A 17985-nucleotide genomic window follows, 5' to 3' on the forward strand; every position below is an offset into this window, starting at 1 on the left:
GGTGGTGGTGATGATACGGTGTCTGGCGGCATTGGCACAGACAGTGTTGACGGCGGCGCAGGCAATGATGCTCTGCGTGGTGATCAGGGTGATGACACGGTGCTTGGAGGCGCGGGTAACGACACCATTGATGGTGGCAGTAACGCCGACTTCCTGCGCGGTGATGCGGGTGATGACAGTATATCTGGTGGTTCGGGTGATGACCGTGTGTTTGCTGGTCCTGACGACGAAGGCAATGATACGGTTGAAGGTAACCGCGGTAATGATGTTGTTGGCGGCGGTGCCGGTAATGACTTTATCGTTGGTGGTGACATTGACGGTAATGGCACAGATGCATCAGGTAATGACAGCCTGTTTGGTGGTGATGGTGATGATGTCATCATTGGTGGTTCGTTCGATACGACAACAAATATGGCAGTGAACGGAAACGGCGGCCGTAACACCATCTATGCTGGTGCTGGTAATGACAGCATCATTGGTGATGATGGTGGCGATACGCTTGGTGGCGGCAACGGAGATGACAGTGTCACTGGCGGTATGGGTAGTGACATTATCTATGGTGGTCGTGGCCCTGGTGAAGACACACTTTTTGGTGGCGGCGGCGATGATCAGGCATTTGGCGCATCAGACAATGATATGGTTAACGGTGGTGCTGGTAATGACACCCTGTTTGGCGGCGCGGGCGATGACACAGTTGACGGCGGTGATGACAATGATCTGATCTTCGGCGGTGCCGGTGATGACAATATCACTGGTGGTGACGGTAATGACACGTTCGCTTTCATCACAGGCTTTGGCAATGACACGATCACTGACTTTGGCACAGCGGACGGTGACAGTGACACGCTCGACTTCTCCGAGATCGAAGGCCTTGTGCTGGCTGACCTGCTATCCTCAGCCACGTTTGATGCGAGCGGTGCCACGCTCACCATCGGTACCCATGGTACACTGACCCTCGAAGGCATCAACCAAACCGAACTGCAAGCACTGTTTGATGCAGGGCAGGTGGTAGGTTAGACTTTCAGGTAAACCATACTCAATGAGGAATTGAACAGCTGCCCAATATGGTGATTCAAAGCATGCTTGCGTAACCAATACGATAAAAAGGCCCCACATGGGGCCTTTTGCTTTAGAAAATATAGCTAAGTTTTAAACATATAGATGAAAATATTGGTTCGTGTATAGGCGCAGATTATAGGTTCATAGCGAAGCGCTATGTTCTCTCGGTTGACACCACTATTTTACCAACTTGTTCTCCCTTAAGCATATAACGGTATGCGGCGATGGCATCGTTAAAACCGAAGACCTTATCAACCTTGGGCATTAATAGACCTTTTTCTTGGCGTTCGAGAACGTAGTTTACGCCGCGTTCTCGTTGATCTGCGTGGCGTATATGATTGAACAGCGAATAGGGGATAACGGTTGCGGCTTTGCGAACCATCTTTACGATGTCCACCTGAGCATGCATGCCGCGCAGAACACCGTATATAAACACGAGCGCATTTTCAGCAAGCGCCTCAACGTAATCATCGATGAAATCACCGCCAATCGGATCGTAGACAACGCGAACGCCTGCACCGTTGGTTGCTTTGAGAATTCGGGCGGTGAGGTCCTCTTCATCTGTCGCCACAACATAGTCTGCACCACTGGCAAAAATGTCTGCCATTTTCTTACTCGTGCGTGTTGTGGCAATAACGATTGCGCCAACATCTTTTGCGAGCGCAATGGCGCCAAGTCCTGCACTGGAACTTGCGGCAGGAATTAAAACGAAATCGCCCCGCGTCAGTTTTGCCGTTTCAATAAGAGGATAATAGGCAGTCAACATTTCCATCCAGGTCGAGGTTGCTTCTTCCTTAGATAAGGTGTCCTGCCAAGGGGCGATGAAATCTGCGTTAAAAACAGCATGCTGGGCGTGAACACCATATGTACTGTTAGCGTGCGGAAGTGTGCACACACCGTCGCCGACCTTAAAACCTTTCACATTCGAACCAATGGCTTCAATAATACCAGTGGCTTCTGAGCCTAGGCCAGAAGGCAAGGATGCAACAGAATAATGGTTGTCCTCTAAATACAGAATGTCGGCTCGATTGAGAGCAAAGGCTTTTACATCGATTAGCACTTCGTTCGGTCCAGGTTTTGGCCGGTCAATTTCTTCGATCCGAAGCGAGTCTACACCGTTCGTTTCGTGAAATTGCAATGCTGTTGTTTTCATTTGAAGCTCCCCATAAGTTAGTGGCGATAAAGCTGCCAATCAAAGATGGGTTGACAGATTCTTTTGAAATCAGGGTGAATTTTCACATTGCAACTAACGAGGAGCAATATCTAAAAAGGGTAGGGCGTCGACGAATAACCCACCCATAAGGGTGGCTAATAGCCATGGAATCCAACGTTCTTTCATTTCGAAGCCTGGTGTTTTTGGAATGCTGGCCTTTTTCATTTCAATCATGTGTTTGGTTAATTGGGTTTCTAAAAAGCGAGCTAGTTCTTTGTTGTAAAAGCCTTCTTGCGGAATGAATCTGCTCGTTTTGGCGTTGGGACTATCGAATTGTTGAAACAATAATCCGGTATGTAAGCTTGTAGCCCAAACTCTCATTCTACCTGAATCTGCGAATTAAATAGTATTGATATAGCTTGGTACATAAAGCTACTGTCGAAGCTCTCAGACAAGGGAAGTGGGGACAAATGCAGGACACAAGCTATTTTGGAAACTGGTTTATTCCGTCTAAAATTGAGCCGGAACGACCAAATATTAGGCTTGTGGAACGGCAGCGCTTAACGAATAGGCTGACCAGCTGGCTTCAGAAAAAATTGATCCTTGTGATCGCGCCAGCAGGTTTTGGTAAATCAACATTGATCTCTCAGTGGCGAGATTCGCTGCGTAAAGAGCAGATTCTGTGCCCATGGCTTTCGTTAGATGAAAATGACTTTGATGGCAGACAGTTTTTATCATACTTTACCTTATCGCTCGCAGCTGCCGGTTTTGAGCTGGATGAACTGGAGGTAGGGGCAAAAAATGGATTTGCCGATTCATCTGAACGAGTCATCCTGCGACGTTTGATTTCTGAAATTGAATTGAATGATACACCCTGCGTCATGGTGTTAGATGATTATCACAGGGTATGTTCACCGCAAATTGACACCTTGTTAAAGCAACTGATCAAAGAAACACCTCAATCCTTTACCATTTTGGTGAATAGTAGGGTGGTGCCTGATATTGATTGTGCGACACTGATTGCGTCTGGCATCGCGGTGGAACTCGGATCTGATGGGCTACGGCTTACCGAAGACGAAGCGAAGCAAGCCGTTGGCTCGGGTTTTGTCGCTAATGTTTTTTCTGCAATTTATGAGAAAACCGAAGGGTGGCCAGTGGCGGTACAGCTTGCCCGGCTTGGCAGTGGAAGCTTAAATACTTTCCCTGCTTCTGCCCCCGGGCACCCAAACAGTTTTATTGCCTCTTATCTTACCGAACAGGTCGTGAACTCTCTCGAAGATGAAGCGCAACAATTTCTGTTGTCCACCTCTGTTTTCAGTCGATTTAGTGCCGACTTGCTTAATCATGTATTTGAAAAACCAGATGCATGGGCAAATATGGAAATGCTTAGTCAATTGAGCGCATTCATAATTCCGATGGACCAGGAAGGTACATGGTTTAGATATCATCACCTATTTTCAGAGTATCTTTTTGAGACCTTGCGTAAAAGTAATTGGGATCGTGTTCGTCACTTGTGTTTTCGGGCCAGTGATTGGCACTGGGAAAATGGTCAGCCGGTGGAAGCGGCAAATTACGCATCAAAAATCAAAGATTATCAACGGTGTGCTGACATAATCCTTGAGCTTGGTGGGTGGCAAATCATTGTTACGCGCGGCATTGGTTTTATGAGGAAACTTCTTCGTTTTGTGCCGGAAGACGAATTGAAGAATTTTCCGCGTGTTGCCCTGGCAAGAACCTACTTGCATTGTAAGGACGGCGAGCTTCAGCAAGCGCGATTTCTGTTTGATAGCACTAGTTGGTCCAATCGTGATTGCGCGGAACCTAAATGGTTGCAAGACCAGTTGGTGGTTGGCCAGCTCCTCGGTGTTTATCAGGACATCATCATGGATGAGGCAGACTTGGATGGTTATATTGATCGAGCAAAAGACGGTTTGCCAGAGCTGGATTCGCTATCCATTGGTACGTTGAGGTGCATGGAAGTAAACGGTTTTTTTGCCAACGCTCAAATGATGCCTGTTGAAGACTGTCTGACAGATGCCTCTCAGCTTATGCGTCAAGGCGGGTCGGTTCTGGGGCTAAATTATTGCTATGTCCACGCTTGTGTCGCTGCCCTATATCGGTGTGACTTCGATGCGGCTGTGGCCCATGCCAAGATTGCTTATGAAGAAGCTGAGAAAAATTTTGGCGCCGATAGTGGCCTCAAATACATCGCAAAGTCACTTCGGTTTGCTATTGCTGTTTGGTCAGGCCGGGCGAGCGATAGTGACTTGCAAGCATTTGTGGCGTCGTTGACGGACCTTGAGGAACATGATGGCTGGACCGAGGTATATCTGATTGGGCTAGATGCCGGTTATCACCTAGCGGCCAGTAACTCTGACTGGGCAACGGCTTATTCGATTGTGGAGCGGTATCAAAGTGTCGCTTCCACTAGAGATCTGGCAAGATTGAAGCTTTTTTGCAAAGCCTTGAGGGTGGAAGCTGCTCGGCATGTTGGGTATGAGCACGAAGTTGCTCCTCTTGCGAGCAAGGTTGTAGCATTGGCTTGTGACATTGATGATCCCTCAAATTGGTTTAGCCGTGTCATTGCCTCGACAAAATTATATGCGTTGGGGTTGGTGCCTGGTCAGCAAGCAGAAAAGCTACTAACCGACAACATTATATGGACGCGGGGCCGAACCCTTAATTTTTATCATGTTAGGCTTGTGGCGGCCCAGGCTGAATTTTACCTTGTGCGAGGGAACAGCAAACGTTTAGTTGAGCAGTTGTCATTGCTGGTAGAACTGTGTGCTAAATATGATTTTTTCTGGCCGTTTAAAGTGAACGCAGACTTGAAGAAAGCTTTGTATAATCACCGTGATCACCTTGGAAGCTCCAGTGAGGGGGTCAACAAGGCTTTTGTTGACAAATTTCTCTCAGGCCAGTTTGAAAGCGATCAACCCAAAGGGCCTGATATATTAAGCTTACGGGAACGGCAGGTTCTAACCTGCTTGGCAGAAGGACAATCCAACAAGTTGATTGCCAGAGAGCTGGACCTCACAGACAACACAGTCAAATTTCACCTCAAAAACATTTACATGAAACTTTCCGTTGGTCGGCGAGGTGAAGCGGTATTTGAAGCTCGACGAAAAGGCCTGATTTAGCCTTGCAAAAGCCGACCTACCCATGTGGGCAGGTTACAGTTCGGCCAAATAAACGTATTCTCTGTTTAAACGACGGAGATACATATGAATGCCAATCACACAATGGCGATTGTAACACCGCTTGGGCAGTTTCGGATAAAATTGAATGAGGGCCGAGCGCCTGCGACTGTTAATTATTTCAAGAAACTGGTCGGAGAGGGGATGCTAGACAACACCTCTATTTTCAGGATCGTCAATAATCAGAACAATAGTTATAATCCGGATTGCCCTATTAATGTGGTACAGGGTGGCCTGCGTGAAAATGGTCGCGAGTTTCTTCCGTTTCTCAAGCACGAGTCAACTTTGCAAACTGGCATAACCCATACGAAATGGACTGTCTCTGCCGCTCGAATGGGAGTTGGAGAGGTCTACGGAAGTTTTTTCATAATGATGCGAGATGAACCTGCTCTCGATTTTGGTGGAGGGCGCCACCCTGATGGTCAGGGCTTCGCAGCTTTTGGTGAAGTCTGCGCGGGCTTCACCATACTAGATGAGATATTTCAGCGCGCGGAATCTGAAGAGTATTTACGCCAAGAGATCCCAATAATCAGCGCGAAACTAGAATAACTACCCGATTGGGTAGGGCTGACTTGTAGTGCCCCACCCAAATAAGGGCTAAAACTACCCCGATGCGATATTGCAGCCAATGTTTTCTAAGCTCACTATTAAGGGAACTAAATCCTTGGGAGGGAATAATGAAAAAATACCTGAAAATGAGTGTGGCCACCTGTGCTTTGACAATTGCAGGCATTAATAATCAGATATTGGCGCAGGACGAGCAGTCTGAAGACCCTGAGTTTGCATTTGAAGAGATAGTGGTAACGGCGCGTGGACGCGAAGAGTCTTTGAAGTCTGCGCCGCTTTCGGTATCGGTGCTGAGCAAGCAGACTATCGAAGATGCGCGGGTCAACCGTGTCGATGACTTTATAGCTTTGACATCTGGCATCACAATAGCTAATTCGCAAGATGCGGGTACAAATTTCATAACCATCCGAGGTATGTCGCAAACCAGAAATGGCGAGCCGCCTGTGGCTGTGATTGTTGACGGCGTGTTGCAGGTTAATTCTCGTACCTTCGACCAAACGTTGTTCGATGTTGAAAACATTCAAGTTCTGCGCGGGCCGCAAGGCGCCAGATACGGACGCAACGCCACAGGTGGCGCCATTATTATAAACACTGTTGGGCCATCAGAGAGTTTTGAAGGTTATGTTCGCGCTGGTGTTGGCAGCGGTGAAGAATATAGCGTTGAAGGGTCCATCTCCGGTCCGATAACGGAAGACACATTGTCTTATCGCTTGTCAGGTAGTTATACGAACCGAGACGGTGTGTTCGAGAATTTCGTTCTTGATGAAAATGTAGACTATTTTGAGGATGTTACTGTTCGGGGCCATTTGCTCTGGACGCCAACCTCTAATTTTTCTGCTGATGCGCGGGTGAATATCATAAGAACTGATGCTGGATCACTTAATTTTTCCTATCAGCCAGCGATTGTTGACCCTGTTACTGGTCTTCCCAATTTTGACTTCACCATTGCCGACGCAGATTTGGTTGAGCGCAACTTCTCGGCGAATAACTTAGGTCTTGATGACCGGGATGTTACGCAGTTTTCTCTGCGCATGAACTATCAGGCTGATTGGGGTGAGTTTTCATCAGTAACCAGCTATGACAGTATCACACAGAGCACTGGGAGTGATCAGTTCCCCTATACGGCGGCTTCAAGTGTTACCTTTGGTGCATTTCCATTTTTTGATGGCACTCAGTCACAGTTTTTCGACATTGATGCCTTTAGTCAGGAAATTCGTTTTACTTCAAACAGCGATCAACGCCTCCGCTGGATGGCAGGAGCTTACTTGCTGTTGACCGATCGTTTTGTATCTTCGTCTATTGCAAACGATTTGGAACAAGGCATCACGAGGGTTAGGCGCGAACCAGTGTCTCCTGCATCAAGTCCGCTGACGTCTTTCATTGCAGATGACAATGACAACACTGCCTATGCATTTTTTGCGGCTGTGGACTATGACATTGCAGAGAATTTGGAATTGTCTTTTGCCGGCCGGTATGACCGGGATGAACGCAAACAAACAGTTTCACCGGATCAGGGTTTGTATGCCAACGGCGTGGTGGTTACGCCTGTTGGGGCAGCAGGAGCCGTTAATCAGGCAAACTTCGGTAAGTTCCAGCCGAAAGTCAGTTTGCGGTATATCGCGACTGAAGATTTCTCAATCTATGGTTCTTGGGGGCAGGGCTTTCGTAGCGGGCAGTTTAACCAAAATGGTGTGGGTGCAATCGCTGCAGGAGCCGGGGTCTCTGGCGTTTCTGACCTATTAGGAAAGGAAACGACGGATACCTTTGAAGCAGGGTGGAAATCTACCTTTTTGGACAACCGCGTATCACTCAATGGTGCGCTCTATCACACCACAGTTAAAAACGCACCTTACTTCGTTTTCATTGGGGCTGTAAGTGCGCAGGTTCTCGTACCCATTGATGAGGTAACCATCAAGGGCGGCGAGTTGGAACTCACAGCAAGAGTGACACCAAACCTGGATTTCTACGCTGGTCTTGCAATTTCTGACTCGGAAGTTAATGAGTATAACGTGACACCTTCTGCTGTTGGCAATGAGGCTCCTTATGTACCGAAATCCGCCTTGAATATTGGCGGTCAGTACAGAACTGAAATTACCTCAGATATCGGTTTGTTCATGCGGGTCGACTATGAGCGACGTGGTCGCCAGTTCTGGGATCCGGAAAACACGACTGAGCGGTCGGCAATTAACCTGGTCAACGCAAGGCTGGGTATTGAAGATAATGACGGCGCATGGTCGCTCACCGGGTCCGTTACTAATTTGTTTGATGAAGTTTACAACTCCGAATGGGTATTGGGTGGGTTTGCCCACGCCGGGCAGCCAGACATCTGGCGCTTGGACTTCCGTTACAATTTCTAGCTCAGGTTGGGGAGGTGCCACAGGGCATCTCCTGCCAACAGTTATTACGGAATGAATTTCGCCGTTTAGGTGTGCACCGAGAGTGTTTTCGGCTGATGGTTTCTATTGCCTAATTTACATCAGTCTGCGGCGTTTGAACTAATTTTGGAGGAAAAAATGTATCGTGTAGCAGCTGATATTGGCGGGACATTCACCGATTTCGTGATCGAAGACCAGAAGTCGGGTGAGATAACGATTGGGAAAGTTCCAACCACGCCCGAAAATCCGGCCCGTGGGATCCTTAATGGGGTTAGTCAGTTAATTGGTGACCCTAAAGATATTGAGTTTTTTGTTCACGGCACGACTGTAGGCCTGAACGCTTTTCTGGAGAGGAAAGGCGCGCGAGTACTCCTCATAATGACATCGGGTATCAGCGATACATATACAATTGCCAGAGGGCACCGAGAGGAACTCTATAAACTTCACTACCGCAAGCCAAAGCAATTGGTGCCTCGCAAGGACGTTCATGAAGTGTCTGAGCGGCTGGGGTGGGATGGTTCCGTTGTTACGCCTTTGGATGAAAGTTCACTGCAACCAATCATTGACAAAGTTAAGGCAGAAAATATTCCAGCGGTGGCTATATGTTTGCTTCATGCTTACGCAAACCCGGCGCATGAACAAAAGGTTGCTGAAATATTGGCCAAAGAATTGCCCGGTGTTTCTATCTCCATGTCTCATAGCGTGGCACCGGAGTGGCGCGAAGTAGAACGCGCTTCTTCTACGGTTATGGATGCATATGTTGCACCCGTTGTGGAATTGTATCTGGAGACGCTTAAGCGCGAATTTCTCGAAATAGGCATGCAGCAAACCATTCATGTCATGCGTTCAAATGGCGGTGTTATGACAGATACGCATGCAAGCAAGCATCCTATTACAACGCTTCTATCTGGTCCCGTTGGCGGCAGTATTGGCGGCGTAGAGCTCTCGAAAAGCACCGGTGTAGAAAACCTTTTGTGCGTGGATATGGGCGGCACATCTTTTGACCTGAGCCTTGTTGTCGACGGTCAGCCTGAACTGTCAAACGAGACAGTATTGCAAGGGTTACCTCTGCTTATGTCGATTATCAATATTGATACTGTTGGCGCGGGCGGCGGATCGCTGGCATGGGTGGAAAATGGAGGCTTACGTGTTGGCCCTCAAAGTGCAGGCTCCGTTCCAGGGCCAGTTTGCTACGGCCGGGGTGGCACGCAGCCTACCATTACAGACGCCAATCTATTCTTGGGCCGCTTGGGCAAAGGCTCTCTTCTAAACGGCGACATGACACTGGATATGACGTCAACAGCAAGCGCCTTTGAAACGCTTGGCCGCGAAATTGGTCTGAGTGCAACAGAGTTAGCGGAAGGCATGATTGCAATTGGCAATGCAAAAATGGCCGACGCCATGCGGACCATTACTGTAGGCAGAGGGATCGACCCCCGTGAGTTTACGTTGGTTGCTTTTGGCGGTGCCGGGCCAATGCATGCCGTTGAACTGGCACGTGAACTTGATATTAAACAAATAATAATTCCCAGATTTCCCGGCACTTTCTCCGCTTGGGGTATGTTGCAAAGCGACATTCGCCACGATTTCAGTGTGACCTACTATGCCGTTTCGGATGAGGCCGATACTGATCGGCTGGCCGGGATGTTCAAGGACATGCTGGATGATGGTAAAAAAGTGCTGATTGAAGAAGGGGTGCCAGAGCCACATATGGAATTCACTCGCTCAATAGACCTGAGATATGTCGGGCAGGAATATACCATCAATGTTCCCCTTGCGGATGCCGCAAACCTTGATGCGGCGATCGAGAAATTCCATGATCTGTATCAGGCACGGTATGGCCATGCTCTGCATGAGGCAGCTGTTGAAATTATCAATTTGCGGCTGGCGGCCATTGGACGCCTGGAGCGGGCCGCGGTGTCTGGGTCTACAGAGCAAGCGTCACAAGAGCCGCTCGTTGCTCACCGGAACATAATTTTTAATGGGCGCTCTCATCGCTCCCCCATATACAAACGTGATTTTTTGCCCAAGGACGGTGTGTTTCAAAGCCCAGCCGTGGTGGAGGAAGCCAGCGCCACAACCATTATTCCGCCGGGCTACACATTCAAAATCGACGATATCGGAAATCTGCTTATCCAATCGGAGGAGGACGTATAATGACTACCGAAGTAAATCCAATTACGACAGAAATTATTCGCAATGCCTTCAATTCCATTGCAGAAGATATGAATGCGGCACTTATTCGCAGCGCTTACACACCGATCATCTATGAAGGTAAAGACTGCGCCGTCGCGCTCCTGGATGATACAGGCGAAGTGCTAGGTCAATCGTTAGGGCTGCCGCTGTTTTTGGGCAATCTGTCCCTGTGTGTGCAAATCGTTGCCGAAATGCACGGTTGGGATTATTTCGGCGAGGGCGATGTTGTCTTCCTGAACGATTCGTACATCGCGGGAACGCATCTCAATGACGTTACCGTAATTGTCCCCATATTCTGGAAGGGCGAAAGGATAGGCTTTGCTACCTCTCGTGCGCACTGGCTCGATGTTGGTGCTAAGGATGCAGGCCAGCCTACCGACTCCCATGAAATTTATCAGGAAGGTATGCGATGGGCGCCGACCAAGGCTTACCGGGCTGGTGAGCCAGTTGACGATATTTTGACTTTCCTGAAGCGAAACAGCCGGTTTGGTGACGCATTGCTCGGTGATTTGCATGCCCAGATCGCTGCAGGCAACACCGGTAAAGACCGCTTTTGTGCTTTGCTGGATCGCTTTGGCCTTGAGACAGTTTGGGCGTCGCGTGATGATATTTTCAGGCAGTCTGCTGAAATGGAACATGAAACAATCGCAGCTATTCCCAACGGCGTTTATTCTGCGGAAGGAGCGCTCGACAGCGACGGCCTTACGGACGACGCTGTGCCGGTTAAGCTAACCGTTAAAGTCGAAGGCGACCACATGACGGTTGATCTGACAGGGTCAGCGGAGCAGACCCGAGGGGCTGTTAATTGCGGCGCAACTCAAACAGTTTCGGCGGCAAGGGTGGCTTTTAAGCTGCTGGTGAACCCGAGGCGACCGGTTGACGGAGGCACATTTACTGCCCTTGATATTGTGGCGCCAGAAGGGTCGATTTTTAATGCCCAAGAACCTGCTGCATGCTCATGGTATTTCTCTTCGCTTGGTTTACTGATCGATTTGTTCGTCAAGGCCATGTCAGACGTGATGCCTGACACTGCTGCTGCTGCGCATTACGGCGATTCCATGGTGCTGATCCTAACGGGCTATGACCAGTCAAAAAATGATGAGCTTTTTGTCGCAGTAGAAGCCAATACCGGCGGCTGGGGCGGCTGGAATGGTAATGATGGACAGGACTGTTTGATCAACAATGTAAACGGCAGTTTCCGCGATTATCCAATAGAGGTCTATGAAAACCGTTACCCTATTCGCATCCAGAAATATGGCATCAGGGCCGATAGCGGCGGGGCCGGTAAATATCGAGGTGGAAACGGTAGTGTCCGCGAGTATCAGATCACTAATGACGCCAATATGTCGCTTTGGTTTGAACGGTCTAAGACGACTGCGTGGGGTTTATTTGGTGGCATGTCAGGCAAACCGCCGGAAGTTGTTGTTACACATCCTGATGGCACTGAACTGCGTGCGCTGAAGAGCAATGCAACCCCCCTGATGGCTGGTACGGTCATTCAGGTGAAAACCGGTGGTGGTGGCGGGTACGGTATTCCAGCGCAGCGCGACCCTGACCTTGTTCAGGCTGATATCGAAAACCATTATGTTACCGATACTGAGGCTGAAAAGTCATATGCCGTTTGATGTAATGGGTTGGACATAGAGTTTTGCCAATGGAACGTGAGTGCATTAACCTGTATCTGAAAAATGTCTCTGTTTTTAACGGACATGATGAAGAGGTTTTGCCAGCTCAGAACATCCTGATTGAAGAGGGGCGGTTTGCTAAAATTGGGCATACCGTTCCTTCATCTCAAAATGTTCACACCCTTGATATGACCGGTAAATTTCTGATGCCCGGCCTTATTGATGCGCACTTTCATGCCTACGCGTCCGATCTGGACTTTGCAAAATTAGACCAGTTGCCCCAGACTTATCACGCGTTGAAGGGCTCAGAGCTATTGTCGGGCGCACTTCGGCGGGGCTTTACCACCGTACGCGATGTGGGGGGCGCGGACTATGGCCTGTGGCAGGGATTGGAAGATGGGCTGTTTACCGGCCCCAGGCTGTTTTATGCGGGCAAAGCCCTTAGCCAAACGGGCGGCCACGGTGATATGAGGCCACCATCGCTAGAGCCTTGCGCTTGCGGTTCCAGTGGCATGCTTACCAAAGTTGTTGACGGCGTTGATAATATTCGCGCTGCTGCGCGCGAAGAATTAAGGCGCGGTGCAAGCCATATCAAGGTTTTTGTCTCCGGTGGAATTTCTTCCCCGAGCGACCCAATTTGGTCCTTGCAATACTCGGACCCGGAACTGGAAGCTGTTGTTGATGAAGTAACCCGACGAGGGGCATATGTGGTTGCTCACGCTTACACCCCTGAAGCGATAGCCCGGTCAGTCAAGGCTGGTATCAGGTCTATTGAGCATGCCAACCTGATAACCCCGGAAGTGGCCGGCGAAGCTCAAGCGGCGGGAGCCTTTGTTGTGCCAACATTGATAACCTATGACAGTCTTGGTCGTTATGGCCACGAGACTGGTGCGCCCGATACAATGATTGCCAAACTTGATGAAGTTGCTTCAAAGGGACTGGAATCTATTCGCATTTGTCGGGAAGCAGGCGTAAAAATCGGATTTGGTACAGACCTATTGGGGGAGCTACATAAATTTCAACGGCAGGAAATTTTACTTCGGTCAAAAGTTGAAACTCCCTTTCAGATATTAAATTCCGCGACAGCAGTTAATGCAGAGCTTATGGGTCTTGAACGTGAAATTGGAATAATTCAAGAGGGCACTTTTGCAGATTTTCTCATGCTGAATACTAATCCATTGCAAGAGTTGTCGTCATTGGCAAATGGCGAGGCAATTGAAGCTGTGTATCAAAGTGGTCGTCGTGTTGGATAATGCTCCACCTTGGCTTTCTTATAGCTTTTGAAAACGTTGTTGCTTATCTCAACGACAAAATAGCCTGTCACAGTTGGGATTTAATATGCGCATCAGCGGCCAAAACTGAAAGTTCACTTACTCTATCCAGATTTGGCGTCTAGATCATAACCTTGTTGTCCGAACAGGAAAGCCCAACAATATGCGAAGCGCCTGATCGTCAAGTTGCTGATCTTTCAAGAAGATTACTAGCTTACCATATCTCTGAGCCTCTAGATTGTACTTTTATTGTCTATGGTCTGAGTATTGAGTGTTATTAGAATTGTAGCAAATAGGTGTCCATGTCTAGCTCCAACTTTTGCGGTTATGGAATCTATATAGCTTAGCCCTGCAAGAAGTTTGAAACAGCTATTCCTGTTTAATTAAATCATTCGATGTCAGGTGTGTTCACCGTTATTTGTATTTACAAGTGAGGAGCATGTTCTCTAACAGTTGTGAGAGAACATGCTTTCTTTAACGAGTGTTTGTTTTCCATACGCACAAAGGGTTTTGGCTTGAAGGATCTATCTTCTGACAGCGTTTTATTAACGAGAGTTGCCGCACATGACCGTGATGCTTTGCACACGCTTTATGGACGATACGCAGAGAGCATAACGGCATTTGTTAAGAACTGGCTTAGTGACCCATTTGAAGCATCGGATATCTTGCATGAGACCATGCTTGAAGTCTGGCGGTCCGCTGAGAAATTTCAGGGACGTTCATCTCCAAAAACCTGGATATTCAGTATTGCGCGCAATAAGTCCATTGATCGCAACCGCAAAGCATCACGTTCCATAGTACAAGAGATTGACCCAAATATATCGGATGACGCACCTGATCCGCAAAGTATTGCCGAGCGGTTTCAAAGTGCTGACAAAGTTCGTGCGTGTATCGAAAAACTTAGTGCTTTGCATAAAGCAGTTATTCATTTGGCTTTTTATGAAGACCTAACGTATCCAGAAATTGCTGAAATAGAAAAACGACCGCTTGGCACTATCAAGACGCGGATGATGCATGCAAAAAAACTGCTAATGCGCTGTCTGGGCCAGTAAGAGGTTTACTTTTTGTAAACGCTTAAGACTATTTCAGGTTTTTCTTTAAAGATTTTTGTTGCTGACACTCGGCCAGCTTCATCTTTAAAAGTTACTTCGTAAATGCCAAGTGCACTTGGTCCGCGCGTAATATTTGCACCAGTTTTCAGAAAGAGAGTACGTATTTCACTTTCGGTGACATTGGGTGTGAATGTAACTTGAAGGCTAAAACCCTCCGAAGTTTCTGATACGGTTTCATATGTAGCTTGTTCGTTCTGACCTGTATCCTGAATAGTGAAAAATGTGGCTTGTCCTAGTGCAATAAAAGCAAGAGCAGCTGTTGCAAAACGCCATATACGATTATTGTCATTGGCTGCAATGGGTGCAGTATCTGTTTGCTTTTCCTGGTCGAGATCACGAACAAGGCGAGACCAGCCCAATTCATCAAAAGGCGCTGATTCAGCAGGCTTTTGTACAGCACTTGCAAGCCCATTATAATATGCAATTTCTTCAGCAACGTTCATGTCTGACTGTGCAACAGTATCTATATTGCGTCGAAGATCATCGCTAACGCGGCCTTTTACATAGTCTAGCAGCGCAGCACTTTTCTCGTCTTCGGTCATGTTTTCAAACAATTCAGACACTCGTAACTCCTCAGTCCAATTTACTTATTACGCGAACATTGTTGTCAAAACAATGTGCAGATACTTTCTCTGTCGTATCAGCATCACAATAAGTTCATTTATTTTTACAGCGCTCAGCCTTTTCCTGATTGGAATATTAAAATAGACACTCAGCATTGGTTGGGGGTGTTGTGTGATGAGCTGTTGTCGCACTTGCTTTGGTAAGGGGTTACCCTTGTTTTTTAAACGGTGTCTATATCTTATTAATCTAGTGCTTTCACATATGTTGTGGAATGGCGGCGATGTATTGGCATCGGACACACCTAGTGATTTCAGTATTTTTGGTCGTGCAATCACTCGACTTCAAATCGGAGATAATGATTTTTTATCGAGAAGGGCAACAGGACTCACCCAGTCGGTTCGTTTAGCTGCAGAAAAAACTATAACGCCACGTCTCACGTTTTTAGTTGAGGGTGAAGCGGTTGTTGCGATTGTCGATAAGTTTAACGACGGCACAGGAAACAATCCTAACCGTTTACTGATACCTGATCCCAATACACTGGAATTAAACAGGTTGCAGTTGCAATACTCGCTTGATGAACAGTCGTTTTTAACTGTGGGCCGGCAAATTCTAGCGATAGATGATCAACGTATTCTTGGTGCAACACCTTTCCGCCAAAACACGCAAACTTTTGATGCTGTGCATTTTTCAAAACGGTTTGGTAGTCAGGCAACGTTTCAGGCAGGTTACTTCAATAAAGTATACCGACCGCTTGGTGGTGACAATATAAATGGCCGATTTGCAGGTAATTCCTATTTTCTTACCGGTAATATTGAAACACCTTTAGGCCGTTTAGGTGGCTTTCATTATGCGTTAGATCTTGAATCTGGGCCTGATGTTAATGCTAACAATCGCGCTTCTTCGCAAACTACAGGTGTGCGGTTGGACGGGCGCTTACATAGAGAAAATTACGGGGTAGACTGGGAAGGTGCGTATGCACGGCAGCGTGATTATGCTGATAGCCCGTTAAATTATGACGCTAAGTATTGGCTGGCAAAAATATTGTTATACAAGGGTGAAACAAGGTTTGGTTTCAGTACGGAGGTTTTAGGCGGTGGAGGTGAGCAATCGTTTCAAACACCTCTTGCCTCGCTTCGAAAGTTTCAGGGTTTTGCAAATGTTTTTCTCATCACGCCCATTAATGGTGTCGTAGATATTGAGGCTAATTTTGCATGGAAAGCTGGTACAATTGCTGCTTTTGAACGAGTTTCTGCAAAAATAAGCCATCATTGGTTTTCAGCTGAGCGTGGTGGTGCAAATTACGGTAATGAAACAGATGTCACTATTGAAGGCACATACCGTGGTAATGTGTTGTCAGTCGGTGTTGCATCATATCGTGCAAGTACTTTTGCGACGGACACCACGAGGTTTTTTCTAAGTCTTCAGCGTCATTTTTAATAAAATTAAGTTTGAACCAAACAAGATAACAAGACGACTGATTGGAAAGTAACGCGTTAACAAGGCCATAAGTTATGCAACTACAATCTATATGTGCAGGATTGATTACACTTTTGACAATTACGGGATGCTCGCAGCAATTGCCTATTGCTTCCAGTAGTTCTGAGTTACTTGCTGTAAATCAGAATGTAACAGACGATACTAATGTCATTGTTTTGGTGAGCTCGAACCAGGCAGCCAATCGGTTGATGATAAATGCTGCCCGGCGTGGGTATCAATTAAATAGCAAAACTGGTCTGTCGTCGCTTAATCTTATCATGCTTGATTTCGAGCGTCCCATAGGGGTCAATGGCACCATTGCTATCAATGACATGAAAACCATGGAACCAAGCGCAACAGCAGAATTGGACCATCACTACACAATTCAGGCAGAGGAAAACATGCCTTCGCCGCGCCAATATGCAAGCACGATGATCAACTGGCCTGAGCATGGCTGCAGCGCCAAAGTAAACATTGGTATGATTGATGGCCTTGTGGATCAAAAAACGGAACGACTACGCTCTGCAATGATAACGACGCGTGACTTTACCAATAGCAAACCATTGGTATCTGCGCATGGTACGGCAATCGCTGACCTGCTTGTTGGGCCGGGTCGTTTAAAGGACGCGCATCTTTATAGTGCGTCAGTTATTGGTGCTGGTTCAAAAAATAATTCCAGTGCTGGGGTATCCGAAGTTATTGAGGCTGTTGATTGGTTGCTTTCCTCAAACGTAATGCTGGTTAACATAAGTTTGGCAGGGCCATACAATGCAGCGCTCGACCGAGTTGTTAAAGGTGCTGCTGCTCAAGGTATGATTATTGTTGCTGCTGTTGGCAATGACGGGCCAAATGCGCTTCCACGGTATCCAGCGGCATTTGAAGATGTGATCGCGGTAACTGCGATCGATAGCGCCCACGCGGTTTTTGCTGCAGCAGGCCGGGGTCATCATGTTGATTTTTCTGCTCCGGGCGTAGATGTCTTTGTCGATGATGGCCAGTCGCCCCGGTATCTTAGTGGTACATCTGTTTCTGCACCGTTTGTAACAGCGCTTATCGCAAGCGATAGTAAGCTTGCTACACTTGATGCTGTTGATTCCGTTCGGTCCCGTATGGCGAGCAGGGCAACCGACCTGGGCGCATCTGGGCGTGATCCTGTATTTGGTGCTGGCCTTGTACGCGTTCACGAGCAATGTACAGTTAAAAGCTGAAAACAGATAAATTTGAGTTGGTATAAAAGGCTTTTTCCAAGCCTTTTTGCTTTTTTAAGCCTAAATTTCTAATCTTTTATAAAAATAATTGAACCATCTTTGATGCTGATCCGACTGAGCCACATATCAGAAGGGTTATGCCATGAGTTGATGGTTTTAAAGCTCGTTATCGCTCTTCTGAG

At 47.5% G+C, this 17985-nt stretch carries 13 protein-coding genes; 10 read left to right on the forward strand and 3 right to left on the reverse strand.

What is annotated here, in order from left to right; genetic code table 11:
- The coding region (locus OEU88_RS15815; RefSeq protein WP_317279143.1) for a calcium-binding protein at positions 1-1017 on the forward strand (1017 nt) is incomplete at its 5' end.
- A 196-nt stretch (positions 1018-1213) separates the two neighbouring features.
- Here the strand turns inward: OEU88_RS15815 and OEU88_RS15820 are convergent.
- Together OEU88_RS15820 and OEU88_RS15825 are read right to left on the reverse strand one after the other, a co-directional pair.
- Positions 1214-2212 carry a zinc-dependent alcohol dehydrogenase family protein gene (locus tag OEU88_RS15820; protein ID WP_262696180.1) on the reverse strand — a complete coding sequence of 333 codons (999 nt, stop codon included), beginning with the start codon at positions 2210-2212 and terminating at the stop codon, positions 1214-1216.
- Between the two features lie 93 nt (positions 2213-2305).
- Positions 2306-2593, reverse strand: coding sequence for a hypothetical protein (locus tag OEU88_RS15825; RefSeq protein WP_262696181.1), 288 nt, complete (start codon positions 2591-2593; stop codon positions 2306-2308).
- A gap of 89 nt (positions 2594-2682) precedes the next feature.
- On the opposite strand from OEU88_RS15825, the gene OEU88_RS15830 reads away from it, so the two are divergent.
- The 7 genes from OEU88_RS15830 (at position 2683) to OEU88_RS15860 (ending at position 14495) form a co-directional block, all read left to right on the forward strand.
- Positions 2683-5352 (forward strand): LuxR C-terminal-related transcriptional regulator, encoded by a 2670-nt coding sequence (locus tag OEU88_RS15830; protein WP_262696182.1) that lies wholly within the window; start codon positions 2683-2685, stop codon positions 5350-5352.
- An 84-nt stretch (positions 5353-5436) separates the two neighbouring features.
- A complete protein-coding gene (locus OEU88_RS15835) occupies positions 5437-5958 on the forward strand; it encodes a peptidylprolyl isomerase (protein WP_262696183.1) in 522 nt (173 codons plus the stop codon).
- 128 nt (positions 5959-6086) lie between these two features.
- Positions 6087-8333 carry a TonB-dependent receptor gene (locus tag OEU88_RS15840; RefSeq protein ID WP_262696184.1) on the forward strand — a complete coding sequence of 749 codons (2247 nt, stop codon included), beginning with the start codon at positions 6087-6089 and terminating at the stop codon, positions 8331-8333.
- 156 nt (positions 8334-8489) lie between these two features.
- Positions 8490-10508 (forward strand): hydantoinase/oxoprolinase family protein, encoded by a 2019-nt coding sequence (locus OEU88_RS15845; RefSeq protein ID WP_262696185.1) that lies wholly within the window; start codon positions 8490-8492, stop codon positions 10506-10508.
- The gene (locus OEU88_RS15850) at positions 10508-12172 is read left to right on the forward strand and encodes a hydantoinase B/oxoprolinase family protein (RefSeq protein ID WP_262696186.1); all 1665 of its coding nucleotides are present in this window, start codon (positions 10508-10510) and stop codon (positions 12170-12172) included. Before OEU88_RS15845 ends, OEU88_RS15850 begins: the two co-directional genes overlap by 1 nt.
- 29 nt (positions 12173-12201) lie before the next feature.
- The gene (locus OEU88_RS15855) at positions 12202-13425 is read left to right on the forward strand and encodes a metal-dependent hydrolase family protein (protein ID WP_262696187.1); all 1224 of its coding nucleotides are present in this window, start codon (positions 12202-12204) and stop codon (positions 13423-13425) included.
- Between the two features lie 533 nt (positions 13426-13958).
- Positions 13959-14495 carry an RNA polymerase sigma factor gene (locus OEU88_RS15860; RefSeq protein ID WP_262696188.1) on the forward strand — a complete coding sequence of 179 codons (537 nt, stop codon included), beginning with the start codon at positions 13959-13961 and terminating at the stop codon, positions 14493-14495.
- Between the two features lie 5 nt (positions 14496-14500).
- On the opposite strand, the gene OEU88_RS15865 is transcribed toward OEU88_RS15860, so the two are convergent.
- Complete coding sequence (locus OEU88_RS15865) at positions 14501-15118, reverse strand: hypothetical protein (RefSeq protein ID WP_262696189.1); 618 nt, start codon at positions 15116-15118, stop codon at positions 14501-14503.
- 214 nt (positions 15119-15332) lie between these two features.
- Between OEU88_RS15865 and OEU88_RS15870 the strand changes: the two genes are divergently transcribed.
- Both OEU88_RS15870 and OEU88_RS15875 read left to right on the forward strand, forming a co-directional pair.
- Positions 15333-16556, forward strand: a complete 1224-nt coding sequence (locus OEU88_RS15870; protein ID WP_262696190.1) for a hypothetical protein — start codon at positions 15333-15335, stop codon at positions 16554-16556.
- 74 nt (positions 16557-16630) lie between these two features.
- A complete protein-coding gene (locus tag OEU88_RS15875) occupies positions 16631-17803 on the forward strand; it encodes a S8 family serine peptidase (RefSeq protein WP_262696191.1) in 1173 nt (390 codons plus the stop codon).
- Positions 17804-17985 lie beyond the last annotated feature (182 nt).

This window comes from Kordiimonas aquimaris, assembly GCF_025574485.1.
GTDB lineage: Bacteria > Pseudomonadota > Alphaproteobacteria > Sphingomonadales > Kordiimonadaceae > Kordiimonas > Kordiimonas aquimaris.

Bases quoted from the DNA above. Each gene is read 5' to 3' on its own strand.
- OEU88_RS15820 (WP_262696180.1), bottom strand. From the start codon at position 2,212: ATGAAAACAACAGCATTGCAATTTCACGAAACGAACGGTGTAGACTCG.
- OEU88_RS15825 (WP_262696181.1), bottom strand. From the start codon at position 2,593: ATGAGAGTTTGGGCTACAAGCTTACATACCGGATTATTGTTTCAACAA.
- OEU88_RS15830 (WP_262696182.1), top strand. From the start codon at position 2,683: ATGCAGGACACAAGCTATTTTGGAAACTGGTTTATTCCGTCTAAAATT.
- OEU88_RS15835 (WP_262696183.1), top strand. From the start codon at position 5,437: ATGAATGCCAATCACACAATGGCGATTGTAACACCGCTTGGGCAGTTT.
- OEU88_RS15840 (WP_262696184.1), top strand. From the start codon at position 6,087: ATGAAAAAATACCTGAAAATGAGTGTGGCCACCTGTGCTTTGACAATT.
- OEU88_RS15845 (WP_262696185.1), top strand. From the start codon at position 8,490: ATGTATCGTGTAGCAGCTGATATTGGCGGGACATTCACCGATTTCGTG.
- OEU88_RS15850 (WP_262696186.1), top strand. From the start codon at position 10,508: ATGACTACCGAAGTAAATCCAATTACGACAGAAATTATTCGCAATGCC.
- OEU88_RS15855 (WP_262696187.1), top strand. From the start codon at position 12,202: ATGGAACGTGAGTGCATTAACCTGTATCTGAAAAATGTCTCTGTTTTT.
- OEU88_RS15875 (WP_262696191.1), top strand. From the start codon at position 16,631: ATGCAACTACAATCTATATGTGCAGGATTGATTACACTTTTGACAATT.